Source organism: uncultured Phascolarctobacterium sp. (assembly GCF_958349595.1).
Taxonomy (GTDB): Bacteria; Bacillota; Negativicutes; order Acidaminococcales; family Acidaminococcaceae; genus Phascolarctobacterium.
Genome location: NZ_CATWDQ010000001.1, coordinates 213,587 through 239,023 on the forward strand (window position 1 = coordinate 213,587; position 25,437 = coordinate 239,023).

Consider the following 25,437-nt stretch of genomic DNA (forward strand, 5'->3'; position numbering starts at 1 on the left):
AATTATTCTTTATTCTGCATCTCGTATAAACGATAGGCATCTATTATTTGTTTTAGTACATATTCCGGTACCGGCGTTTCTGTTTCCAGCTGGCCTTTCATATTAAAGCGAAAAGCAATATCAGTAAACGTTTCTCCGCCGTAAGTTTCACAGCTAAAAGTTGTACGCATAAACTCGTCTTTAAAAGTACAGTCTTTCAGTGAATTCTTTTTACGGTCGGAGTCCCATTGACTGTAGATCGCGAATAATTTTCTCTGTGCATCTTCCGGTATTTCCTCACTTGTGACAACTGTTTTTTCCAATGGCGTACAATCAAGGTTCTCGTAGACCGTACCATCTTCGAGAGTAATACTTACTGTCAGCACATAGTCTTTTTCAAAAAAATCTGCTGTTTTGATCTGCCATTTATCCAGCCACTTTTTTATACAGTCCGGGCAGATAAAATGTACATCTCTAATACTGTTGCTTATAAAGTTATCGCGATAATACAACTCTCCAGCAGGTATGAAATTCTTATCGCAGTCACCACAAACTAAAGGCAGCGTACGAATCATAACTATAACCCTCCTTGCCAACAGACAAAAAAATAAGCCTTTACGGGGGGTACCCGTAAAGGCTGGCGATCCGAAATGGTCGGAGCGGCGGGATTCGAACCCACGACCTCTTCCACCCCAAGGAAGCGCTCTACCAAGCTGAGCCACGCCCCGAATCACAATGAGTATTATACCCATCCTGCATATAAAAGTCAAGTAATATTTTAATTTTGACCGTGTTATTTTTCCCTTGCGCCAGCAAAATCCAACTTGAGAATATGGGCAGTACTATTTTGACCATGTTTCTTAAAAGCATCGATCATAGCTGCTGCAATTTTAGTACAATCTTTTTCCGGGTCAGCATATGCCATCAATGTAGACCCTGCACCACTGATAATCGCGCCATAAGCTCCACTGACTTTGGCGGCCTCAAAAACAGCTTCTGTGCCTGTAATCAACGGCATACGGTAAGGTTGATGAAGACGATCCTCTAAAGCAGCGCTAAGATACTGATAATTGCCGCTCATCAAAGCACCTACATAAAGCGCAGTACGGCTGGCGTTAAAAACAGCATCCTGATGTGGGATCTGCTGTGGTATAGCCTGACGTGCCTTATGCGTGGAAAGAGGCTGTTCTGGTACTACAGCTATAAACCGCAGCTCTTTCTGCGGCAGAAACCGCAGTGAATGTGCCCCTTGTTCATCCATATAACTGATTGTAATGCCACCTAAAAGTGCCGGTGCTACATTATCAGGATGACCTTCTATTTCAGTGGCATAATTTAAAAGCTGTTCTTTGCTTAGAGTTGCTCCTGTAAGCAGATTGGCTGCTACAAGTCCGGCAACGATAGCGGTAGAACTGCTGCCAAGACCTCGTGACAGCGGAATACGGTTCTGCATTGTTACTTTTAGTCCGATCCTCGTCCCTTGCACTTCGTTCCAGACCTTGAAAAAAGCTAGAAAAGCTAAATTTCTACCGCTGGCGTATAGTCTGTCTTCACCCTCACCAATGACTTCCAGTGCAAAGCCCGGACGTTCTGAAATTTCAAAGGTAAAATCATTATATAAATCGCAGGCCAGGCCCAAAGAGTCATAACCCGGACCACAATTAGCCGATGTAGCAGGAACAATAACAGTTATTTTATTTTTCATGTCCAATTACTCCAGATCGTGATCTTCAACACGGATAACACTGCAAACTTTTTCAACAATCGGCAGGGCTTTTAATGTTTGTAACGCCATCTGTAAATTTAATTCAGAGACATCATAAGTAATAACAACTAATTCAGCAACACCCTTGGCTTTGCTTTTTTGTACAACGTTTTTTAAGCTGACATTCTGTGCGCCAAAAGCAGCGGCAATAGCTGCCAAAACACCTGGTTTATCCTGCACATTTAACCGGATATAGCAGGGCGACATCATATTTTCCAGGCTGCAAAGGTGTTTTTCATCAAAACAGGTACAGTTGATACGTCCGTTGGAATTATGAATGATATTACGGGCCACATCGATAATATCTCCGCAGACAGCGCTGGCAGTCGGCATTTTACCGGCTCCGCGCCCCATAAACATTGCATCGCCAACAGCATCACCTGTAACAAAAATTGCGTTAAACACATCATTGACGCCTGCTAATGGATGTGAAACTGGCAGCATCGTTGGGCGCACACAAACACTGATACCATGTTCGGCATTATTTTTAGCAATTGCTAAAAGTTTAATAGCATAACCCAGTTCTTTACCGTGTTCAATGTCACACAAATCAAGTCCCTCAATACCTTCTACCAGAACATCGCTTAGATCAATACGGGTATTAAAAGCTATTGACGCAAGAATAACAAGTTTTCTGGCGGCATCCAAACCACCGACGTCTGCAGTAGGGTCAGATTCGGCATATCCCTTTTCCTGCGCTTCACGCAGAACATCAGCATAATCCATATTTTCCTGCGACATTTTTGTCAGCATATAATTAGTGGTACCGTTAACAATACCCATTACAGAAGTGATCTTGTTTGCAGCCAGACATGATTTTAACGGTCTGATAATGGGAATACCGCCGCCTACACTGGCTTCAAACATAAAATCAACTTTATTTTCTTCTGCCAACGGAAATAGTTCTTTGCCATACTTTGCCAAAACATCTTTATTAGCCGTTACAACGTTTTTTTGATGCTCTAAAGCAGCGGCTATATATTCCTTTGCCGGATGCTCACGTCCTATAAGCTCAACAACGATATCAATTTGAGGGTCTTCAACTATATCTTCTATCTTGTCGGTCAATTGATATTTTGCTGCTAATTCTTTGGCTTTTTTTATATCACGAACTAAAATTTTAGCTACTTTGATGGGGACGCCGACCTTTTTCTCGATCTCAGCGGTATTTTCTTCTAAAACATTCAACACGCCGCTGCCAACGGTTCCCGCACCTAAAAGCCCTACTCTAATGCACTCTTTCACAATATCCCCTCCGAGGTTTCAAGCGCATCAACGGATATAACTTAAACTTGGCCCAAAACCTCCAACCGTTTTACTCCGTCGATCATACGCAGTTTATCTAATAAAGCTTCCAGATCAATTGTAAGATCTTTAGTTTCAATGGAAATAGTAGTATTGGCAACGCCCTGCAAAGGAATTCCCTGATTAATAGTCATGATACTGCCGGAGTCACCGGCAACGGTATTCAAAACTCTTGAAAGCACACCCGCTTTATGTTCAAGCAATAAGGATAAAGTAATGATTTTCTCTTTGCTGGCTTCATAAAACGGAAAAACATAATCTTTATATTTGTAATAAGCGCTGCGGCTTAACCCCATTCTTTCAACAGCTTCATTAATAGTTTTGATTTCACCGCGTTTCAGGATTTCTTTTACTTTGATAGTTTTTTTGATTGCTTCCGGTAAAATTTCTTCACGCACTAAATAAAAAGTAGATTTGTCAGACATTGATATCGTCCTCCCTTTAATTAAATGTCCATATGGTTTTTACATGTGTTTTATTATATCATTGTTTCGTGGTAAAAGCCATATGTTTTAAGATTTTCTTATAGAAATAAAAAAACAGCCGTTTTTAGTACATAAATACGGCTGTTATCCGTGTTATTATTTTTTTTGTAGATCTTTGGCATTACCTTGTTTTATTTTACTTTCCGTACCGTTAAGCAATCTTTTGATATTTTCAGCATGTCGTATGACCACAAAGCCTCCTGCTACAGCAGCAAAAATCACTAAAGACTGAGGGTAACCGAAATAATAAGCAAAAACAGGTGTACAAATAGCTGCTACAACTGATCCCAGCGAAACATAACGCGTCAGTAAAACTAAAACCAGCCAGACACCAAAACTTGCAAGACACACTTTCGGCATAAAATAAAGGATCAAGCCCAGACCGGTAGCAACACCGCGGCCACCCTTAAAGCCCAAAAACATTGAATAATTGTGACCAAGCAGAGCACCGATACCGGCAGCAACCATTGCCCCCATAGCATTATTAGTAAAATAAGCCACTAACGCTACAGCGGCAATACCTTTCAGCATATCGCAGAGCAGTACAAAAATTGCTGTTTTACCGCCTACAGTACGAAATACGTTAGTTGTTCCTATATTCTTACTGCCATATTCCCTGATATCGATACCGTGCGCTGCTTTTACCAACCATAGCCCGCATGGTATCGATCCGAATACATGACCAATGATAAAGCAAACAAGCCAGATTAAGCTTTCTGCCATTTCTCCCCCACCTTATTCTTCTTCGTTTTTACCGCGGATGATCATTTGCAGCGGTGTTCCCTCAAACCCAAAAGCTTCGCGTAATTTGTTTTCTAAATAGCGCTGATACGAAAAATGCATGATTTCCGGTTCATTGACAAAAATAACAAATGTCGGCGGCTTGATCTTGACCTGTGTGGCATACAGTATTTTTAAGCGCTGACCTTTTTCGGTAGGAGGCGGATTGATAGCAATAGCATCTTCAACGACCTGGTTCAGAACGCTGGTAGAAATGCGCATGGCATTTTGTTCAGCTACATAATGAATGACCTCGGGCAGCCTGTGTATACGCTGCTTAGTCATTGCGGAAACAAAAACTACCGGTGCATACTGCATGAATACCAACTCTCTGCGCAGATTTTCTGTATAACGCAAAGTAGAAGTATTATCTTTATCATACAGATCCCATTTATTCACTACCAAAACGATACCCTTACCAGCTTCGTGGGCATAGCCGGCAATTTTTTTATCCTGTTCCGTCACACCGTCGATAGCATCTATAACCATCAGAACAACGTCTGAGCGGTCGACAGCTCTCAACGAACGAATTATACTGTATTTTTCTATAGGCTCATCTATACGCGCTTTACGTCGCATACCAGCCGTATCAATAAACAGGAATTTCTGCCCATCCCTTACGACAGGGGTATCAATAGCATCACGGGTAGTTCCTGCCACATCACTTACAATGGAACGCTCTTCACCGACCAAAGTATTGAAAATAGAAGATTTGCCAACATTAGGGCGGCCAATCAAAGCTACTTTGATTTCATCTTCATTACCGTCTTCCCCATAAGCGGAAGTTTCCGGGAATTTTTCTACAACAGCGTCCAGTAGATCACCTAATCCAAGGTGGTTAGCGGCTGAAACTGGAATCGGTTCGCCTATGCCGAGGTTATAAAATTCAAAGATCTCCATCTCCTGCTTGGGTGAATCAGCTTTATTGACAGCAAGTACGATCGGCTTTTTTGATTGGCGCAGCAGTCTGGCGACTTCTGCATCCTCATGAGTAATGCCTGCACGTGCATCACAAACAAATAAAATGACATCTGCTTCCGCAATAGCGATCTGTGCCTGCTGACGAATGGAAACAGCGATTTTATCATTATTCATGATTTCGATACCGCCGGTATCTACCATCATAAACTCATTATCAAGCCATTCAGTATCCGCATACAAGCGATCGCGGGTCACACCCGGAGTATCCTCCACGATTGAAATCCTGCTGTTGGCAAAAATATTAAATAATGTCGATTTGCCAACATTTGGCCGGCCTACGATAGCAACTATCGGTTTTCCCATAACATTCTCATCCTCACTCTCTAATGGTCGATTCCGTCACGGGAGCTTACACCCTTATGGAAATAATGTTTTACTTCCTGCATCTCCGTAACTAAATCGGCTATAGCGATCAATGCCTCAGGAGCTCCACGTCCCGTTGTAATGATCTCTGTCTTACCTTTGTATTTTTTCAAAAATCCAATAACTTCTTCTTCCGGCAGCATACCTGTTGCCAAAACGATATTCAGTTCGTCTAAAATCAATAAATCAGCAGTACCTTCAACAATGATCTTTTTTGCTTCTTCCCAACCATCGCGAACCATCTTAAGATCAGCAGGATCTGGATTATGAAAATTTACGAAAGCGTCACGTCCGACCTGCTTCAGTAAAAAATTCGGCAGATATGTCGCTGCTAAAGCTTCGCCATAAGCAGGGTCATCTTTAAGGAAGGACAGCATTATCGTTTTGGCGCCTCTGCCTGCAGCACGCAAAGCCACACCCAACGCCGCAGTAGTTTTTCCTTTACCTGAACCTGTATAAACCTGCAGCAAACCATAACCTTTCATAATCCGTCCTCCTACCTGTTAAGCAATGCAACTAGTTCGTGCGCATTCGCCGCACGCTCTACCCTGCCTGCAAAAGCTTTTTTAAAGTCATCTAAGGACATATCATCTAAAAACAAATTATCCTGATTCAAAACAACAGCAGGCAAAATAATTCGTTTCATACCTTGGGAAGCATTTAAAATATCCCTGCCAACCAATAATCCAGTAACATTGATAGTATCTCCGAAAAATTCATTGTTTACAGGTAAAAAACGATGGTGGGAACCATTTTTATTATTAAACTCGTCTACCAGCGGCTGTAAAATTTTAAAAGCGCTGGTACCAACTGGTATCACTGCATCGGCACCTTTTTTTAAAGTCAGATTTTTCGCAATCGCCAGCTGCCATTCGTCAAGAAAGCTTCTGCTCAGACCAATACCGTTTTCAAGCTGCGGAAATCCGTCATACCATAGGGCTTCAGGCAACTGTTTTTCTGCCAATAAATAAAACTCATCGCCCAAATAGATAAAAGATTTTCCAAATTTTTCACGGCATTCCTGCTGCCAGACAGTGACCTTATCAACTATAGCGGCGGCTTCCGCCTTAGAAAACAAACGCATTGGTGTCAGATGTTCTCTGTGCTTGGTAATACCAACCGGAACCACGGCCATAGTTTCTACCATGGGCGCTAAAGCTTTCAGATCATGATAAGTCTGTTCCAGAACTTCACCATCGTTATAACCAGGACAGCAAACAATTTGTGTATGGATTGAAATCCCGGCCTCTGTCAGCCGCTTGATTTTAGACATCAATTCACCGGCAAAACGGTTGTTCATCATTTTGCAGCGTACTTCGGGTCTTGTTGCATGCACGGAAACATACAGCGGCGACATATGCGTTTTTATGATCCGCTCAAAATCTTCTTCTTTCATATTGGTGAGTGTAATAAAATTACCATACAGAAAAGATAAGCGATAATCGTCATCACGCACATATAATGATTTCCGCATACCGGGGATCATCTGATCTACAAAGCAGAAAACACAGTTGTTATAACAAGTTGTAACACTGTCAAAAACAGCAGCCGCAAATTCCAGCCCCAGGTCTTCATCAGGATACTTCTCAATAACAACCTGACGCTGCCTACCTTCCTGATTCTCAATTGTCAAAGTAACCTGTTCGTCTGCAACTAAATAACTTAATTCTATAATATCACGCACTAATACTCCGTTAACAGCACACAACTTTTCTCCGGCTTTGATACCGGCATTATCAGCTAAACTGTTGCGGCGGACGGCACTAATGATTCCCTGCATAGTTTCCCTTTCTAAAAGCACAGTTTGGTATCTTAATATTATACATTATAATTTCAAATTTGACAAAACATACAAAAATCCCGTTCTTTGAAAAAGAACGGGACAAACAAGTTATCTTTTTCTACCTGCGCTTATTTTGGGAATATCGTAATTACGTCCAAGCAAAAACTCGCGCAATTCACCAGTAAAATATAATGGGGTCTTACGTAAAGCTTTCAAATTGCTACAACCTGTGAGCAGCATTATCATCCGTAAATCAGTTATCATTTCTGTTAACGCCTTTTGAGCTGCTTCAACGCCGTCTTCCATAATATAATGCAGAATATTTCCCGCCATACCTACAGCGTCAGCACTCAAAGCAAACGCTTTAGCAGCAGTCAGTCCATCACGTATTCCGCCGCTGGCAATAATAATATTATTACCATTACAAACGGAAAATGCCTCCATAAGAGTTTTTGCAGCAGCAATCCCCCACTCAGCCAAAACAGTCTTTTGAGAAGTAAAACGTTTAGCTTCTATAGCAGGGAAATTAGTACCACCGGCCCCTCCAATATCAAACCAGCTAAAGCCGGCAGCAAGCATCTGACTGATTTGTTCCGCCGCCATACCACAACCGGTCTCCTTGACAATAACCGGTACTTCGCTCTGCTCTAAAATACTACGCATATTATACAGAAGGCCTTTAAAATCCCTGTCACCTTCAGGCATAACAAGCTCCTGAGCTGGATTTAAATGGATCTGCAGCGCATCAGCAGCAAGCATCCTGACGGCTTCAGCAGCCTCAGCCGGAGTTGCCAGAGCACTGATATTAGCAAAAATTATCCCATCTGGATAAACTTCGCGTACTACCTCAAAGCTTCGGTAACTGCTTCTGCTTTTTACAGCTCCATATTGCGACCCGACAGCCATAGCTGCTCCGACCACTTTTGCTGTTTGAGCAAGCTTACGGTTGACGTCGATAACATTATCAGTACCACCGGTTATCGCATTTATCAAAAAGGGAACGCTGAGCTTAATCCCGCCCAGCGTCGTTGTAATATCAATATCAGCAGGAGCAAGCTCAGGCAGACAGTTATGCAGAAAATGCACATCGGCAAAACCGTTAGCAAGCGGCCCGTCGCCAATTTCTAATGCATATCTGATATGATCTAATTTTCTTTGCTCTCGCGACATATCTACCATCCGTTTAATTAATCCTTCAAACCTTCCAGTTGCTCTTTTAAATCAAGAGTCAATTCCGGTTTATCATTGATAAAAGAGCTATACTCAGCTTTTTCTGCTTCGTTAGCGGCTTTGGCGATACTTAAGCCGATTTTTTTATGTTTTAAATCGACTTTGATTACTTTGACTTTAACATTTTGACCGATCTCCAAAACATCTTCCGGTTTTTCAACACGAGTTTCAGCGATCTCAGAAACATGGACCAGACCTTCAACTTTATCGGCAAGTTTTACAATAGCGCCGAAAGGCAGGAACCGTTCTACGGTACCTTCGACAATCATGCCTTCTTTAAAATCGGCGGCAGCAGCCAGCCACGGATCTTCCTGAGTAGCTTTGATACTGAGTGCGACGCGTCTGTTTTCGCGGTCGATTTTTTTCACGAGTACAGTTACTTCATCGTCAACTTTAGCAGCATCTTCTGCTTTTACATTGCGGTCCCAGGACAACTCTGTATTATGAACCAGACCAACCAGTCCCTGGCCAACTTCAACGAACAAACCAAAATCAGCAATTCTTACAACTTTGCCGGTAACAGTCTGACCTTCTTCAACAGAAGCGTATGCGGCTTCCTCAGCGGCAGCACGAGCTTCTTTAGCAGCCTGGATCCTGGCCTCTTTTGCATCACGCCACGCCTGTGCTTTTGCTTCCTTTTCACTTCTCAGTAAATCGCGGCGAGAAACAACTAAACGCTTTTTCGCCGTATCTACTTCAATAACTTCTGCTTCCAGTTCTTTGCCGATATAATCGGAAAAATCTTCTACACGGCGCAGTTCTACATGGGAAGCAGGCATGAAGCCTTCTACGCCTTCGACTGCGACAGCCAGGCCGACAATATTTTTCATTTTGTTTTTAATAATACGCAAAACTTTTACCGTAGCAGGACGTTTTTCACCTTCTGCCAGTTCTGCTACATCATTCCATGCGGCATCCTGTTCGGCTTTGATTTTTGAAAGACGAATAAAATCATCTTTTGATGTGCCGGGAATAACCTTAGCCTCTACTTCATCACCGACTTTAATAGTCTGAGCCAAAATTTCCGGATCTTCGTTAGACCACTGAGAAAAAGCGATAGCGCCTTCCTTCATATAGCCGAAGTCAACATATACCTCATCTTTGCCTATTTGGATGACTGTAGCTTTAACAATTTTACCAGGATAGACATGTGCGTCCTCCAGACTTTGTTCCAGCATACTTTCAAAAGATTCCATGTTTTCCATTACACGTATAGCCTCCTTAATTATACGGTCCGGCGTTGATGCGCCTGCCGTTATTCCTATATTTTGACAGTTTTTAAACATCTCCTCAGTTAATTCCGAGGCTGTTTCGATATGGTAAGCACGCTTGCAGTGTTCTGCAACAAGCTCATATAAGTGCCTGGTATTGGCACTGCTCCTGCCGCCTATCACAATAAAGGCGTCTACTTCGTCTGCTAATTTCAAGGCTGCATTTTGTCGTTGAGACGTTGCCAGGCAAATAGTTTTTTCTACTTTATATTCGCCGGGCCGTTCTTTCTTAAGTGCTGCCAGAATTTCTTCAAACTTCGCTAATTCAAAAGTAGTTTGAATCAAAACGCCATATTTATCTGCCAAGGGTACTTTACCTATATCTTTAATATATTCTATAACTATAGCATGTTTTCCTGCCCATTGTACAATACTTTTTACTTCCGGATGATTTTTTTCACCAATAATTATCGGTAAATAACCAGCTGCAGCTAAGTCCTGCCCCTTTTTTTGCGCTGCCCGGACATTAGGACAGGTTGCATCCAAAATCGTCAGATCCTTTGCCCGAGCTGCTTCGTAAACATCAGGCCCAACTCCATGTGAACGAAAAATAACAGTTTCTCCGGCCTGAAATTCGTCCAGACTTTCACGACAGGGCACACCTTTAGCTGCCAGATCCTCAATAAGCTGCGGATTATGGATTAAAGGTCCAAATGTTCCCGCAGGAACATTCTCTGCAGCGGCCTTATATGCCATATCTACTGCACGTTCAACGCCATAGCAAAAACCACAATATTCAGCAATCCTGATTTTCATATTATCACTCCGCTTCTTGTAAGCGTTTTATTTCCAACATCAGAGCCTCTGTAAGTTCATGCAGAAGTTCTTTGCTTATCGGTACACCCTGAGGGAAAAAAATCGGCTTGCCAAATGATACGCTCACTTTGGGCCATAATCGTCCCTGGCGTTTGATATCAGTACCTTTTACACAGGCCGGAACAATAGCAGCGTTTGCTTTTCCTGCCATCATCAAAGCTCCCGGTTCGGCCTTGCCTAACGCACCTGTTTTGCTGCGGGTACCTTCCGGGAAAATGGCCAGCACACCACCGTCCAGCATCAGATCTATACCGTGTTTTATTGCCGTTCTATCGGCACCGCCTCTTTTAACCGGAAATGCGCCCAAAACTTTATAGATATCACCCAGAACAGGTACAAACAGTTCCTGCTTTGCCATAAAGTGTACTTTTCTGGTAGCAGCTACACCGATCACAGGCGGATCAAGCAAACTTAAATGGTTACTGGCAATTACCAACGGACCTGCCGCAGGGATATTTTCCGTCCCTTTTACTTCAAGCCGCAAAAATATTTTGAACATTATTCTTAAAATAACCTTCAAGACTGAATAAAACATGATTTAATGCTCCCGCACTAAAGTTAAAATTTTAGAAGCCACTTCTTCAATAGACATCGCAGAACTATCGAGATAAATCGCATCTTCCGCACAGCAAAGCGGCGCGATTTTACGCTCACGATCCTGTTTGTCACGCGCTTCTATATCAGACTGCAGCTGCCTTAGATCGACCTGCATTCCTTTGGCAAGCATTTCCTTATATCTTCGCGATGCGCGTTCCTCGGCAGAAGCAGTCAAAAAGATTTTCAAGTCAGCCTGCGGAAACACTACTGTCCCAATGTCGCGCCCATCCATAACTACGCCGCCAGCTTCTCCCATTCGGCGCTGCTGTGCTACCATAGCTTCGCGCACAGCGCCTACAGCGGATACCCTGGAAACGATCTCTGTCACTTCAGGGGTTCTGATTGCCTCTGTTACCTCGATACCGTCAACAAAAACACGATTCAGTTTTGCTTCCGGTTTAAAAGTAATAGTCATTTCCTCGGCCAGTTTACTTACTAATTCAGGCGAAAATTCCTGCCTGCTCTGTAAAAATTTCCATGCTACCGAGCGATACATAGCACCGGTATCGATATAAATATAGTTCAATTCTTCAGCCGCCAGTTTAGCAATAGTACTTTTACCTGCTCCAGCCGGACCATCGATAGCAACTACTAATTTCTTCTCCATCACTTTACCACCCTGCCTGTTTATTGATATGCCGCCGCTGTTCCAGCAGCATACCCTGTTGAAAATGCTGCCTGCAGATTATAACCGCCGGTGTAACCGTCTATATCAATGACTTCTCCTGCAAAATACAAGCCCTGCCACAGCTTAGAATGCAGCGTTTTGGGATCGATTTCTTTTGTGGATACTCCGCCGGCTGTTACGATAGCCTCAGCCAAAGGGCGAGTGCCCGTAATCGAAACCGACAGTCCTTTTAATGTTTCCACTAAACGCCTGCGTTCTTCTTTGGATATTTGATTGACCGGCTTTTCTTCATCCAGATACGCCTGGTCTAAAACCACCGGAATCAGCCGCTGCGGCAAAAGATCTTTCATCCCGTTCAGCAGTTGTTTCCTGCTGTATTGAGCAAAATCACGCTGAACCCTCGCTTCCAGCTTTTCCAAAGTCAAAGCCGGTTTTAAATCTATCAGCAAATCAATATTTGTTTTATCTGCTTCTAAAAGTGACGCTACAGTTTTACTGAGCGATAAAATAATCGGTCCGGAAACCCCGAAATGCGTAAATAGCATTTCACCAAATTCCGAAGCTATTTTACTGCCAGAAGAACAAACCGTAGCCTGCACGTTACGCAAAGATAATCCCTGCAGATCAGGGATATACGGAGAATCACTCGTTAAGGGTACCAGGGAAGGTTTGAGCGGTATGATCGTATGGCCAAGTTTTTCAGCAAGTTTAAAACCGCTTCCATCTGAACCGGTCCCAGGATAAGACGCACCTCCTACAGCAATGATGACCGCATCCGCCTTAAATACCTTACCGTTTTTCGTTTTTACGCCGATAACTTTATCTGCATCAGTCAAAACTTCTGCGACATAAACATCTGTAAGTATTTCTGCACCTAAATCATGCAGGATTTTTAAAAGCGTATCTACAACATCTTTGGCCTGATCGCTCACCGGGAAAACCCGGCCGCCGCGCTCAACCTTAGTCTCCAGGCCATTATCATTTAACAGTTTTACCATATCTTCATTGGTAAACTGGCGCAAAGCACTATTCAAAAAGCGCCCGTTGCCGGGCATATTTTTTATGATCTCCTGCACTTCACAGACATTAGTAATATTACAGCGGCCTTTGCCTGTAATCAAAAGCTTCTTGCCGGGCTTAAACATCTTTTCGAGGACAGTTACCCTGGCCCCCTGCCCCGCTGCTGCGACAGCCGCTAATAATCCTGCCGCGCCACCGCCTACAACGATAACTTTATTCATTGATAGCCGCCGCCTTTATTAAAGCATTAACTTCATCTTCGCTCAAAATCCTGTAACCGCCGCGTTTTAACCCCTGCAGCGTTAAATTCCCTAATTTTATACGTTTTAACTGTCTGACTGGAAATCCGATAAAATCACACATTCTGCGTACCTGACGGTTACGCCCTTCGTGAATAACAATATCAAAAGTAGTATTACTTTTTTCATTATCGTAACCGATCAGCGTGACAATAGCAGGAGCAGTTATTCCATCCTCCAACTTGACACCGACCCTCAGCAAATCGAGTTTCTCCTGAGGCACCAGTCCAGGAACGGTAACTCTATAGGTTTTATTTACTTCATGTTTAGGATGAGTAAGTTTTTGCGCCAGATCGCCATCATTGGTCAGCAGCAGCAGACCTTCCGTATTATAATCTAATCTTCCTACCGGAAAAACCCGTTCCGGCAAATCTTTGGCAAAGTCGGCGACAGTTCTGCGTCCCTGCGGATCGATCATCGTAGTAACAACTCCGCGAGGCTTATAAAATAAATAATAGGCTTTTTTCTCACGTTTGATTGGTTTGCCATCAACCAGAATAAACGCTTTTTCACCTACTTTGGTTCCCAATTCTTTAACGATCTTACCGTTAACTTTTACGCGTCCGGCTAAAATATATTTTTCAGCTTCACGTCTGGACGCTACCCCAGCCGCAGCTAAAATTTTCTGCAAGCGTTCTTCCATAAATTATAAATCCCCTGTTTCTTCTGTTTTAGTCAGCTCTTCATTAAATTCAGCCATCAACGACATTTGTTCCGGTTCGTTTTCTTGTTCCGACAAAAGATCTGGAAAATCCGGTAAGTCCTTTAAAGAATTCAGACCAAAAGTAATCAAAAATTTATCTGTTGTACCATATAAAATAGGATGCCCAATGGAATCCTTACGACCTGCCTCATTTATCAAACCATATTCCAAAAGCGTATTGACAACGCCGTCGACCTTGACCCCGCGAATAGCTTCCATTTCACTTCTGGTAACAGGCTGCTTAAAAGCAATGATCGCCAATGTTTCCATAGCGGCATTCGACAATTTCATTTCCTGCGACCGCGCCAGCTGTTTGATCAGTTCATAGTGCTGTTCTTTGGTGCATAATTGATAACCTTCTGCAACTTTTCTCAGATAGAGGCCCCGTTTTTCATCTTCGTAATCCTGTTCCAAAAGCGATAACAGTTCCCAGACCTGCGGCTTGTCAAGCTGCATGATCTCAGCTATCTTAGCTACAGATAACGGTTCACCGGCTGCAAACAGCAGGGCTTCCAAAGAACCTCTTAAATAATCATGAAACATTTATCGTTCCCCCTGTCGCAGGAATATATAGATTGGGGCAAAGGCAGCTGTCTGATTGATAGTGATCACACCAAGCTTTAAAAGTTCCAAAACAGCTAAAAAGGAAGCGACTTTCTCACTGCGGGAACCAGTACGTGAAAATACTTTAGCAAATTCGACGCCGTTAAGATGCTGCGCAAGCATATGCACGATCTCGTTCATTTTATCCTGCACATTAAATTCCTGCCGCTCGATATAAGCAGTATTTTCAGTTTTCACTGAAAGCAAAGTCAGCATAGCGCTGATCAACTCAGAAGCCTCATACTGTTTTAAACTGCGTTCAACAAAGCCGGCCAAAAGCGGCAGCCGATAACGGCAGCGTTCTGCCTGCTGCTTCAGTTCTGCTAAATTGGCCGCACAGGCCTTGATCCGCCTGTATTCCACCAGCATTTCCACCAGCAGTTGGCGCGGATCTGTTTCATCTTCATCGCCTTCAGCAGTTTGCTTTGGTAAAAGCATCCGCGATTTGATTTGCAGCAGCGTCGCGGCCATCAGTAAAAATTCACTGGCAATCTCCATATCAAACTCTGTCATTGCCTGTAAATATTCGATGTACTGCTCGGTCACTTCTACAATAGGAATATCATAAATATCAATTTTTTCTTTTTCTATTAAATGTATCAACAGATCCAGCGGACCTTCAAAATCCTGGACCTTGATTGACAGATTAGCCATACATTACAGCACATTCATGGCGCTTTTGACTTCCGCCATAGTTTTTTCAGCTTCCTTACGGGCGCGCTGAGCGCCATACTCAAGTACTTCTTTGATATACTCTGGCTTTTTAGATAACTCTTCCCGTTTCGTATGGATATCAGCCAGCAGAGCATTCATTTTTTCTGCCAGGCGCTTTTTGCACTGTACGCAGCCGATCTCACCGGCACGGCATTTAGCGCCGATCTCTTCATACTCTTCCGGGTTGAATACCTTATGGAAAGCGTAAACGATACAAACTTCCGGATGTCCCGGATCAGTCTTTTTAATACGCTGCGGATCAGTGGTCATCATGCGGATACGTTCCCACATTTCTTCTGGCCCGGCTCCAAAAGGAATAGTATTCCCATAGGATTTTGACATTTTCCGTCCATCGATCCCCGGCAAGACCTTTGCCTTGGAAAATACTGCCTGCGGTTCAGGAAATACCTCTTTATTATAAAGATAGTCAAAACGGCGTACGATCTCGCGAGTCAGCTCTAAATGGGCAGACTGATCCTCACCTACAGGGACACAAGTCGCTTTATAGAGCATGATGTCAGCCGCCATAAGCACAGGATACCCCAAAAAGCCATAGGTATTATTATCCTTGCCCTGGACAGACCAGTTCTGCAATTTATCTTTATAAGTAGGTACACGCTCCAGCCAGGACAAGGGCGTGCTCATACCCAAAAGCAAGGCCAGTTCAGCGTGTTCTTTAACATGCGATTGTACAAAGATGACATTTTTCTCAGGATCAAGACCGGCACTGAGCCAATCTATCGCCATTTCCATAACGTTTTCCTGTAATTTGGAAGTATCGCTGTAAGACGAAGTCAGTGCATGCAGATCAACAATAGAGAAAAAGCATTCATATTCATGCTGCAGGCGCACCCAGTTTTCCAGCGCTCCCATATAATTACCTAAGTGAAAGCGGCCGGACGGCTGCATCCCACTGAAAATTCTACCTTTAGTCATCAACATCAAGTCCCTTCATGATCATAATTCAATAAGCTGTTTTTATTAAAATACTATCCCCAAAATACTGTTTACCAAAGTCATATATATGCTTGCCAAAGGTCTGATGATCACACCGACGATGCCGGTAAAAACCAATGCCAGCAAAATATAAAAACCATATTGACCAACCATATTTTCATACTGGTAAGCAGTACGCGGCGGCAGCAGTTCGCCTAAAATCTTGGAACCGTCCAGCGGCGGGATCGGGATCAGATTAAAAAACGCAAACCAGACATTATAAAGCTGTGTCCACAGCAAAAATGAATAAACCCCTTTGGTCATTACACCAAACTTAGTCATTAAGGCAACGATCAAAGCCGCCAGAAAACATAAAAACAAATTGGCGGCTGGCCCTGCAAAAGATACCTTTAAAATACCTTCACGGCGGTTCCTGAAATTATTAGGATTGATCCCGACAGGCTTGGCCCAGCCAAAGCCTGCTACAATAAGCATCAGGGCACCGATAGGATCGAGATGAGCCAAAGGGTTAAAAGTTAACCGGCCCATGAACCGCGGCGTTGGGTCTCCCATGGCTTCTGCAGTCTGCGCGTGCGCATATTCGTGAATGGTGATAGCAATCAAAAGCGCCGGGATCCTATATAACATTGATAAAAAATCAAAATCTAACATGCAAACCTCCATAATCGTCAATATTAATATTATACAGTATTTTACGTGAAAAGAAAACGGAACCGCTGTCAGCGATTCCGTCTTTTTTGTGAATTCTTATTTACCTGTAAATTTAGGAGCACGTTTTTCCTTAAAAGCGGTTATTCCTTCAGCGCTGTCAGCGGTCGCCATACACAACGGCTGAGCAACTGCTTCCGTTTCCAACACTTCGTCCAAAGTCATCGCCGTATTGTTCAGATACTTTTTGATCAGGCCGATAGCTAATGGTGCTGAAGCTGCCAGGCGTTCAGCCATTTGCATAACTGCAGTTTCAAGCTCTGCTGCCGGACAGATATGATTGACCAATGCAAGCTTTTCAGCTGTGGCCGCATCAATCAAATCAGCAGTAAACATCAGTTCTTTCGCTTTATGTACGCCCACGGCTTTCGGCAGAAAGTACAGCCCGCCGCAGTCAGGGATCAATCCGACTTTAGCAAAGCTTTGAGCAAATTTAGCGGTATCAACTGCATAAATAAGGTCACAGGCCAGCATCAGATTAACACCGGCACCGGCAGTAACGCCATTGACCATAGCAATGATCGGTTTCTCAATCGCTGTAATGCGTTTGGCAACCTGCCCTACTTTAGCAATGAAAGCCTTTTTAGCAGCAGTATCTGCCAGTGTTTCTAAAAACGGCAGATCGCCGCCGGCACAAAAAGCCTTGCCGTTACCTGTCAGCACAGCGCATTTAACACTTGGATCGGTTTCCACCCTGGTCAGCGCCGCATGCAGCCCGTCGATCAAAGCTTCATTCATCGAATTCAAGCTCTGCGGTCTGTTCATGGTAATTACGGCAACCTGACCTTTTAAAGAAAATAAAACTGCATCTTCCATACTCGAAAAACCTCCCTTAAATTTTATTACAGGCTATAGTTAGGAGCTTCTTTCGTAATGATGACATCATGCGGATGACTTTCCTTCAACCCGGCGCCAGTCATACGAATAAATTGAGTTTTGGTGATCATTTCTTCGATGTCTTTAGCACCGCAATAACCCATACCTGCGCGCAAGCCGCCAACCAGCTGGAAAATAGTTTCCGCTGCCAGGCCCTTGAAAGGTACGCGGCCTTCAATTCCTTCCGGCACTAACTTATCGGCGTTTTCCTGGAAATAACGGTCTTTGGAACCGCGTTCCATAGCTCCTAAGGAACCCATACCACGGTATACTTTATAAGAACGCCCTTGATAGATAATAGTTTCGCCAGGAGACTCTTCAGTTCCTGCCAGCAAGCCACCGATCATAACAACATTTGCACCGGCGGCAATAGCTTTAGCAATATCACCGGAATATTTGATGCCGCCATCAGCGATGATCGGCACGCCATATTTACGGGCCACAGCGGCACAATCATTGACGGCAGTGATCTGAGGCACACCAATACCGGCTACAACACGGGTCGTGCAGATAGAACCCGGTCCGATACCGACTTTAACGGCATCAACGCCGCATTTGATCAAAGCTTCGGTTGCAGCTCCTGTAGCTACATTGCCAGCAATGATATTTAATTCAGGGAAAGCTTCGCGCAGGCGGCGTACTGAACTCAGAACGCCATGCGAATGTCCGTGAGCGGTATCGATAACGATAACATCTACCTTAGCAGCAACTAAAGCAGAGGCGCGGTCCATCATATCAGCGCCAACGCCTACGGCAGCTGCTACACGCAGACGGCCGTCGCTGTCTTTGCAGGCATTAGGATACATTTTAGCTTTTTCAATATCGCTGATCGTGATCAGCCCTTTAAGGTAGCCTTCACTGTCAACTAAAGGCAATTTTTCGATGCGATGCTCACGCAGTAATTTTTTGGCGTCTTCAAGGCTGGTGCCAACCGGAGCAGTTACCAGACCTTCACCGATCATACACTCTTTGATCAGTTTATTAAGGTTAGTTTCAAAGCGCAGGTCACGGTTTGTAATAATGCCCTGCAGCTTACCGTCAGGGTCACAGATAGGCACACCGGAAATATGATAATGCTCCATCATTTTGACGGCGTCAGCCAGAATATTATCCGGAGCCAAAAATAAAGGATCGACGATGATACCGTGTTCGCTGCGTTTTACTTTGGCAACCTCCCCAGCCTGCTCTTCAATCGTCAGATTTTTGTGGATAACGCCTAAACCGCCTTCGCGGGCAATAGCGATCGCCATTTTTGACTCTGTTACAGTATCCATACCGGAGCTGATCAGAGGAATATTCAATTTAATGTTTTTAGTCAAATAAGTTGAAACATCTACATCACGCGGCAAAACATCAGATTCTGCCGGAACCAAAAGCACATCATCAAAAGTCAAACCTTCTTTTGCAAATTTGTCTGTACGCATTATAAAACTCCCTTCTTCTTTGAAATATTTTTACTATACTAGCACAGTGATTACACAAAAGCAAGTAGTTTTTGTAAAAATTTTAACAATATCTTATCAGTTTGCCCTACAAGCTAATAAAAACGGCTGATTTACCGCAATCTTACAGTAAATCAGCCGTTACTTATTTAAGCATTATTTTTACGCAGTTCTTCCAGCAGAAATTCATTTTTGATCCTGATATAGGTTCCCTTCATGCCCAGAGATTTCGTTTCGATCAAGCCGGCACTTTCAAATTTACGCAATGCGTTAACGATCACCGACCTGGTGATACCGACACGATCTGCAATCTTAGAAGCGACCAGTAAACCTTCCATGCCTTTCAATTCGCCCAGAATGTTAACAATAGCTTCCAGTTCAGAATACGACAGAGTTGAAAAAGCAATCTGAACCATTGCTTTTTTACGCACTTCTTCTTCTACTTTAGCTGCCCGCTCGTGCAGGATCTCAACACCGATAACTGTCGCAGCATATTCAGCCAGCAGCAGATCCTCGTCGTCAAATGGTTTATCGTATTTAGCAACGATCAAAGTACCGATACGTTCGCCGTTGCCATAAATGGGAACGATAGTAGTTTTTTTCTGATCAAAAAAACACTTCGTACCTTTGACAAAGGAACATTCCTGATTTTTATGTTCAATATTGGAAACTGTTTCTTTTGCATCCATAATAAAATCCAGATATTTTTGCGGAAATCTTTTGACATCCAAAACCTGCTCGCGCATAATATCACATTCGAAATCATCCTGAAGAGCGCTGCCTTTGACGCCGCCCTTACGCCCAACAATATAAATATTCGCGCCGATAACATCGCGCAGCAGACGTGCGATAGCGTTGTATTCTACTTTTTCCCCCCGTTGCAGCAATTTGTTGATTTTTCTTGTTTTCTCCAAAAGTTCCATGATGATTCCTCCCTCAAATTTTAAGCGCGCGGATGATTTTTCTGATATACAGAAGTAATACGTTCGGTTGTGATGTGAGTATAAATCTGCGTTGTAGACAGGTTGGCATGCCCCAACAGTTCCTGAACAGCCCTTAGATCAGCACCATGATCCAAAAGATGTGTGGCAAAAGTATGCCGGATAGTATGAGGACTGACTTTTTTCTGCATAGCCAGCTGGGTTATATATTTATCTAAGATCCTGCGGACACTGCGATCCGTCAGCGGACCTCCCCTGCTATTAACAAAAACCTTATCATGCACCGCTGTTTTATACTTTTCCATCAAAGCTCCGCGTGTAACCTGCAAATACTGCCGCACAGCCTGACAGCAGGTATGCCCTATCGGCACGATGCGTTCTTTGTTTCCCTTGCCCAGCAGTAAGACATATTGACTGCCAAGATCAATGTTAGTTGTTGTAAGCCCTACCAATTCGGAAACACGGCAGCCTGTAGCATAAAGCAGTTCTAAAATAGCCTGATCTCTCAGTCCAAGTGTATCTTTGTCAGGCATAGTCAAAATTTCATTGATTTCCAGCTCTTCCAAAAATACCGGCAGCCTTTTTTCCAGCTTCGGCGTTCTTACCTTTACAAAAGGATTTTGTTCTACATAATTTTCGCGCAGCAAAAACTTGTAAAAAGAACGCAGCGAAGAAATCCTTCTGGCAATAGTTGTCCGCGCATACTTTTCTTTATTGAGCAGCGCCAGATAGGCACGAATATCCAGTACTCCAATTTTCTGCCATTGAAAATCTCCGCCCAACCGTTCTGTTAAAAAATTGCTGAATAAACTTATATCAGCAGCATAATTTTTAACAGTCAGCGGCGAAGTGTTTTTCTCAACCTGCAGGTATCTGAGGAACTTATCTACCATTGGATATTGCAATGCTGATTCTGCCATAATAAACCTCTTCTTCTTATGTAGACTTATAGTATCATAAACCAGGAAACTATTTCAATAACCAAGTGCTAAATTTTTTGAATTTTTTATTGAATACACAAAAATGTGTAAAAATCTGAATATAAACAAAAATAACGGCCCAATCATTGGACCGCTATTTTTAAAATTTCAAACTTTTTTTATACCCAAAGTCTGCCAGATGCCTTCGTGCTGAACCGACTTGGCGTCAAAATGCAGCCAGTTAAACGTCATCTGTAAAATGGTACTGATACCAAAAGCAGCGATCACAGTACCTAAGCCGACCTTCGCTCCCAGCAGCCAGCCGGCCAATAGTACACTGCCTTCGATCAAGCCTCTGATCATACCTATGGGCACCCTGGGCATTCTCCTTTTTAACCCGATCATCAGGGAATCACGCGGACCCGAACCAAGTCCGGCGCTGATATAAAAATAAGTACCCAGGCTGATAGAAAACTGACCTAAAAACATTATGATAATACCCAGCCAGTAATTTTCTATCAGCGGTACAGCGTGATAATACTGAAGTACATCAACGCCAAAGCCAATCAAAACAGCATTGAGGATCGTACCTAAACCAAAACGCTCACCCATAGCAACTGTCACGACCAAAATCAAAAGTCCGGTCAAAACATTGATCGTCCCGTAGGACAATCCGGTAACATAAGAAACGCCGATACCGAAAGCCTCCCAGGGCGCCAAACCTATATTAGCCTGTATTCCCAGCGTCAAACCGATAGAATATAAGGCCAGCCCAAAGTGTAGCCGCAGCAGTTTATAAAATAAAGTATGCGTGTCTTTCCTGCTCATAACGATTTATTTGATTGCCTGCAGTACATCCTGCAAAGCATTTAAAGCACGTTCTGCAATCAGACCGTTTTTTTCTTTTTTATTGCGGATCTTTTTGCCTAAAGACGGCAGCAGACCAAAATTAACATTCATCGGCTGAAAATCTTTGATTTCAGGATTGCTTATATAATGCGCCAAAGCACCGTGAGCCGTTTCTTCCGGAAAGGTTACCGCCGGCAGCTCCAAATATGCCCTGGCGGCATGGATGCCAGCCATCAGGCCTGAGGCAGCCGATTCTACATAACCTTCCACACCGGTCATTTGCCCGGCAAAATAAAATCTGGGTGCGGCTGTAAAATTAAATTTATCATTCAATAATTTAGGCGAATTTATATAAGAGTTTTTATGCATCACACCATACCGGACAAATTCAGCATTTTCCAATCCTGGTATCATACCAAAAACACGTTTTTGTTCCGACCATTTCAAATGGGTCTGGAACCCGACTAAGTTATACAGCGAAGCAGCAGCATTGTCCTGACGCAGCTGTACTACGGCATAAGCCTGCCTGCCCGTTCTCTGATCAACCAATCCTACAGGCTTAAGCGGTCCGAAACGCATAGTATCTTCGCCACGGCGGGCCATTTCTTCGATCGGCATACAGGCTTCAAAAAAGACCTCTTTTTCAAATTCTTTGACAGGCGCCAGTTCAGCTGTCCGTAACGCTTCCCAAAAGGCCAGATATTCTTCTTTTGTTTCAAACGGGCAATTCAGATAATCGGCATCGCCTTTATCATAACGCGAGGCGCGATAGACCTTTTCATAATTCAAAGACTCTGCGGTAACAATCGGCGCCGCAGCATCAAAAAAATGAAAATAATCGGCCTGCACCAGTTGTTTGATATTTTCGGCTAATGCCGGCGAAGTAAGAGGACCGCTGGCAACAACAACATAACCTTCAAGCTTCTGTAAATCAGTTACTTCTTCATGAACTACAGTGATCAAAGGCTGTTTTTTGACAGCTTCCGTAATACCCTGCGCAAACCCTTCCCGGTCAACTGCCAGGGCTCCGCCTGCAGGGACCTGATGTTTATCAGCCTGCTGCATGATCAGCGAGTCAAGGCGACGCATCTCTTCTTTAAGAAGCCCGACAGCATTTTCCAGATTATTGGCGCGCAGAGAATTACTGCAAACAAGTTCAGCAAAATCTGCCGTTTTATGTGCTTCGTCAGATTTTCCAGGACGCATTTCATGCAAAATCACAGGAATACCATATTTGGTTATTTGATAAGCGGCCTCACAGCCGGCTAAACCTGCGCCGATAACATGAATCGGCTCATTTGCTTTTGGCACTTTTACGCCCTGCCTTTCCTTTTTTGACTTGCAAGCCATTTTCACAATTTTCGTTGGAGCAATACAATTTTTTATTACCGTTCTTTTCAAGGCGCTCCAGCATTACCTTACCGCATTTAGGACATTTTTCTTCCGTAGGTCTGTCCCAGGAAGTAAATTTGCAGTCAGGATAATTAGCGCAGCCGTAAAAGATACGGCGCGTTTTTGTTTTACGTTCGATAACCTCGCCGCCGCATTCGGGGCATTTGACACCGATCTTATGCAGGATAGGTTTTGTATTGCGGCATTCAGGAAAGCCAGGGCAGGCCAGGAATTTACCAAATCGCCCCTGTTTGATCACCATCATGCGTCCGCATTTTTCACACTGCACATCGCTGACTTCTACCGGTGCTTCTACCGCTTCAATTTCTTTATCGGCCTTTTCCATCAATTTAGCAAACGGCCCATAGAATTTTTCCAGTATTTGGGTTTTATCGGCTTTATGCTCAGCAATTTCATCCAGCTCTGTTTCCAATTCAGCCGAAAAAGGAATATCGATGATATCTTTAAAATAGTTAGTCAGCATCTCGACGATCATGAGCCCCAGCTCAGTAATCATCAGTTTCTTGCCTTCCTTGGCAATATAACCGCGGTCCAGAATAGTCTGGATCGTAGGCGAATAAGTACTTGGGCGGCCAATACCTTTATCTTCCAGCTCTTTAACCAGCGTAGCCTCGGTAAAATGAGCAGGCGGCTCGGTAAAGTGCTGTTCAGCCGGTAAAAGCTTATATAATTCTACTGGTGTTTTAGCTGCCAGATAGGGAACGCTTTTATCCTTCTCTTCCAGCAGATCTTTTTTATCGCTGAGCTTTAAGAAGCCCTCAAACTTCAAAACCGAACCTGTCGCCCGCAGCTGATAATCTCCTGCGGCAATCAATAAGGTAGTGACATCAAAAACAGCAGGAGCCATCTGACTTGCAACGACACGGTTCCAGATCAGAGAATATAGCTTCAGCTGATCTTTATTCAGATATTTTGCCATTTCCATTGGTGTACGGTGTACGCTGGTAGGACGGATCGCTTCATGTGCGTCCTGAGCATTTTTCTTACTGGAATAGCTGTTGGCACGCGCAGGGCGGAACTCCTTACCAAATTCACTTTCGATATAACCGCGAATATCTTCAGCGGCGACGTCAGCAATACGCACAGAGTCAGTTCTCATATAGGTAATCAGACCGACAGAGCCTTCTTTACCCACAGCGACGCCTTCATAAAGCTGCTGCGCTACCATCATCGTCTTTTTAGTAGTAAAATTCAGACGCTTCACTGCTTCCTGCTGCAGGCTGCTGGTAGTGAACGGCGGCAGCGGATTACGTTTACGCTCCTTTTTCGTTGCTTCTTCAACAACATAAGCAGCTTTAGCCAAAGCCTTTTCTACAACAGCCGCTTCTTCAGCCGAGCGAATTTCCAGCTTTTTACCCAGATGTTTGATGACCTCTGCCTCAAAAATCGGTGCTTTTGCTTTTTCGCGCAGCTTCGCATTCAGCGTCCAGTATTCTTTGGGTACAAAATCAGCAATTTCTTTTTCCCTGTCAGCAATAATTTTTACTGCTACAGATTGCACGCGTCCGGCACTCAAGCCTTTTCTGATTTTCCGCCACAGCAACGGGCTGAGCTGATAACCCACGATACGGTCAATAATACGGCGTGCCTGCTGCGCGTCGACTTTATCCAGATCGATCGGACGAGGATTTTTCAACGCGTCTTTGATGGCGCCGGACGTGATCTCGTGAAATTCGATCCTGCAGTTTGCTTCCGGGTCGACGCCCAGAATATGTGCTAAATGCCAGCCGATAGCTTCACCTTCGCGGTCAGGGTCAGTTGCCAGATAAATTTTATCAGCTTTTTTAGCCAGAGTTTTCAATTCTTTGATCAGTTCGCCCTTGCCGCGAATATTGATATATTTAGGTTCAAAATCATGTTCAATATCAACACCGAACAGGCTTTTCGGCAAATCACGCAAATGTCCCATCGAAGCGCGTACCGTATAGTTACGCCCTAAAAATTTTTCAATAGTTTTTGACTTAGTAGGTGATTCCACGATTACTAAATTTTTCGTCATAATAATAAGT

The 25,437-nt window shown here is 43.7% G+C and carries 25 protein-coding genes and 1 tRNA gene; all 26 read right to left on the minus strand.

The window, feature by feature from the left end:
• Nucleotides 1-2 precede the first annotated feature (2 nt).
• The gene (locus Q4G98_RS00875) at nucleotides 3-554 is read right to left on the minus strand and encodes a hypothetical protein (protein WP_298565714.1); all 552 of its coding nucleotides are present in this window, start codon (nucleotides 552-554) and stop codon (nucleotides 3-5) included.
• Nucleotides 555-630: 76 nt separating this feature from the next.
• Nucleotides 631-707: transfer RNA gene (locus tag Q4G98_RS00880), tRNA-Pro, on the minus strand.
• Between the two features lie 65 nt (nucleotides 708-772).
• Nucleotides 773-1,684, minus strand: coding sequence for a homoserine kinase (thrB, locus tag Q4G98_RS00885; protein WP_293662296.1), 912 nt, complete (start codon nucleotides 1,682-1,684; stop codon nucleotides 773-775).
• Between the two features lie 6 nt (nucleotides 1,685-1,690).
• Entirely contained in the window at nucleotides 1,691-2,989 is a 1,299-nt protein-coding gene (locus Q4G98_RS00890) for a homoserine dehydrogenase (protein ID WP_298565712.1), read from the minus strand.
• A 41-nt stretch (nucleotides 2,990-3,030) separates the two neighbouring features.
• Nucleotides 3,031-3,474: an ACT domain-containing protein gene (locus tag Q4G98_RS00895; RefSeq protein WP_177560249.1), complete on the minus strand. Its 444-nt coding sequence runs from the start codon at nucleotides 3,472-3,474 to the stop codon at nucleotides 3,031-3,033.
• 156 nt (nucleotides 3,475-3,630) lie between these two features.
• Nucleotides 3,631-4,257, minus strand: a complete 627-nt coding sequence (gene plsY / locus Q4G98_RS00900; protein WP_177560252.1) for a glycerol-3-phosphate 1-O-acyltransferase PlsY — start codon at nucleotides 4,255-4,257, stop codon at nucleotides 3,631-3,633.
• A 12-nt stretch (nucleotides 4,258-4,269) separates the two neighbouring features.
• Nucleotides 4,270-5,598: a ribosome biogenesis GTPase Der gene (gene der / locus Q4G98_RS00905; protein ID WP_177560255.1), complete on the minus strand. Its 1,329-nt coding sequence runs from the start codon at nucleotides 5,596-5,598 to the stop codon at nucleotides 4,270-4,272.
• Nucleotides 5,599-5,618: 20 nt separating this feature from the next.
• A complete protein-coding gene (locus Q4G98_RS00910; protein WP_298565707.1) occupies nucleotides 5,619-6,143 on the minus strand; it encodes a cob(I)yrinic acid a,c-diamide adenosyltransferase in 525 nt (174 codons plus the stop codon).
• A gap of 11 nt (nucleotides 6,144-6,154) precedes the next feature.
• On the minus strand, nucleotides 6,155-7,438 hold the full coding sequence (locus Q4G98_RS00915) for a DUF512 domain-containing protein (protein WP_298565705.1): 1,284 nt from the start codon (nucleotides 7,436-7,438) through the stop codon (nucleotides 6,155-6,157).
• 111 nt (nucleotides 7,439-7,549) lie between these two features.
• A complete protein-coding gene (gene fni, locus Q4G98_RS00920; RefSeq protein ID WP_298565702.1) occupies nucleotides 7,550-8,620 on the minus strand; it encodes a type 2 isopentenyl-diphosphate Delta-isomerase in 1,071 nt (356 codons plus the stop codon).
• 8 nt (nucleotides 8,621-8,628) lie between these two features.
• On the minus strand, nucleotides 8,629-10,698 hold the full coding sequence (gene ispH, locus Q4G98_RS00925; RefSeq protein WP_298565700.1) for a 4-hydroxy-3-methylbut-2-enyl diphosphate reductase: 2,070 nt from the start codon (nucleotides 10,696-10,698) through the stop codon (nucleotides 8,629-8,631).
• 4 nt (nucleotides 10,699-10,702) lie between these two features.
• Nucleotides 10,703-11,293, minus strand: coding sequence for a 1-acyl-sn-glycerol-3-phosphate acyltransferase (locus Q4G98_RS00930; RefSeq protein ID WP_177560887.1), 591 nt, complete (start codon nucleotides 11,291-11,293; stop codon nucleotides 10,703-10,705).
• Between the two features lie 3 nt (nucleotides 11,294-11,296).
• Entirely contained in the window at nucleotides 11,297-11,962 is a 666-nt protein-coding gene (gene cmk, locus Q4G98_RS00935; RefSeq protein WP_177560888.1) for a (d)CMP kinase, read from the minus strand.
• 20 nt (nucleotides 11,963-11,982) lie between these two features.
• Nucleotides 11,983-13,224: an NAD(P)/FAD-dependent oxidoreductase gene (locus Q4G98_RS00940; protein WP_177560889.1), complete on the minus strand. Its 1,242-nt coding sequence runs from the start codon at nucleotides 13,222-13,224 to the stop codon at nucleotides 11,983-11,985.
• Entirely contained in the window at nucleotides 13,217-13,945 is a 729-nt protein-coding gene (locus Q4G98_RS00945; RefSeq protein ID WP_177560890.1) for a pseudouridine synthase, read from the minus strand. The genes Q4G98_RS00940 and Q4G98_RS00945 overlap by 8 nt, the downstream gene beginning before the upstream one ends.
• Nucleotides 13,946-13,948: 3 nt before the next feature.
• Nucleotides 13,949-14,548: an SMC-Scp complex subunit ScpB gene (gene scpB, locus Q4G98_RS00950; protein ID WP_177560891.1), complete on the minus strand. Its 600-nt coding sequence runs from the start codon at nucleotides 14,546-14,548 to the stop codon at nucleotides 13,949-13,951.
• Nucleotides 14,549-15,262 carry a ScpA family protein gene (locus Q4G98_RS00955; RefSeq protein ID WP_177560892.1) on the minus strand — a complete coding sequence of 238 codons (714 nt, stop codon included), beginning with the start codon at nucleotides 15,260-15,262 and terminating at the stop codon, nucleotides 14,549-14,551.
• Between the two features lie 3 nt (nucleotides 15,263-15,265).
• A complete protein-coding gene (trpS, locus tag Q4G98_RS00960) occupies nucleotides 15,266-16,258 on the minus strand; it encodes a tryptophan--tRNA ligase (protein ID WP_367949970.1) in 993 nt (330 codons plus the stop codon).
• Between the two features lie 45 nt (nucleotides 16,259-16,303).
• Complete coding sequence (locus Q4G98_RS00965) at nucleotides 16,304-16,930, minus strand: site-2 protease family protein (protein ID WP_298565693.1); 627 nt, start codon at nucleotides 16,928-16,930, stop codon at nucleotides 16,304-16,306.
• A gap of 96 nt (nucleotides 16,931-17,026) precedes the next feature.
• Nucleotides 17,027-17,803 carry an enoyl-CoA hydratase/isomerase family protein gene (locus tag Q4G98_RS00970; protein WP_177560894.1) on the minus strand — a complete coding sequence of 259 codons (777 nt, stop codon included), beginning with the start codon at nucleotides 17,801-17,803 and terminating at the stop codon, nucleotides 17,027-17,029.
• A 26-nt stretch (nucleotides 17,804-17,829) separates the two neighbouring features.
• Nucleotides 17,830-19,287, minus strand: a complete 1,458-nt coding sequence (gene guaB / locus Q4G98_RS00975; protein ID WP_177560895.1) for an IMP dehydrogenase — start codon at nucleotides 19,285-19,287, stop codon at nucleotides 17,830-17,832.
• Nucleotides 19,288-19,454: 167 nt separating this feature from the next.
• A complete protein-coding gene (gene codY, locus Q4G98_RS00980) occupies nucleotides 19,455-20,231 on the minus strand; it encodes a GTP-sensing pleiotropic transcriptional regulator CodY (protein WP_366781041.1) in 777 nt (258 codons plus the stop codon).
• 17 nt (nucleotides 20,232-20,248) lie between these two features.
• Nucleotides 20,249-21,166, minus strand: coding sequence for a tyrosine recombinase XerC (gene xerC / locus Q4G98_RS00985; RefSeq protein ID WP_177560897.1), 918 nt, complete (start codon nucleotides 21,164-21,166; stop codon nucleotides 20,249-20,251).
• Between the two features lie 168 nt (nucleotides 21,167-21,334).
• The gene (locus tag Q4G98_RS00990) at nucleotides 21,335-21,994 is read right to left on the minus strand and encodes a YitT family protein (protein WP_293662273.1); all 660 of its coding nucleotides are present in this window, start codon (nucleotides 21,992-21,994) and stop codon (nucleotides 21,335-21,337) included.
• Nucleotides 21,995-22,000: 6 nt separating this feature from the next.
• Complete coding sequence (gene trmFO, locus Q4G98_RS00995; protein ID WP_301961801.1) at nucleotides 22,001-23,326, minus strand: methylenetetrahydrofolate--tRNA-(uracil(54)-C(5))-methyltransferase (FADH(2)-oxidizing) TrmFO; 1,326 nt, start codon at nucleotides 23,324-23,326, stop codon at nucleotides 22,001-22,003.
• Nucleotides 23,310-25,427, minus strand: a complete 2,118-nt coding sequence (gene topA / locus Q4G98_RS01000) for a type I DNA topoisomerase (RefSeq protein ID WP_293662271.1) — start codon at nucleotides 25,425-25,427, stop codon at nucleotides 23,310-23,312. Before topA ends, trmFO begins: the two co-directional genes overlap by 17 nt.
• Nucleotides 25,428-25,437 lie beyond the last annotated feature (10 nt).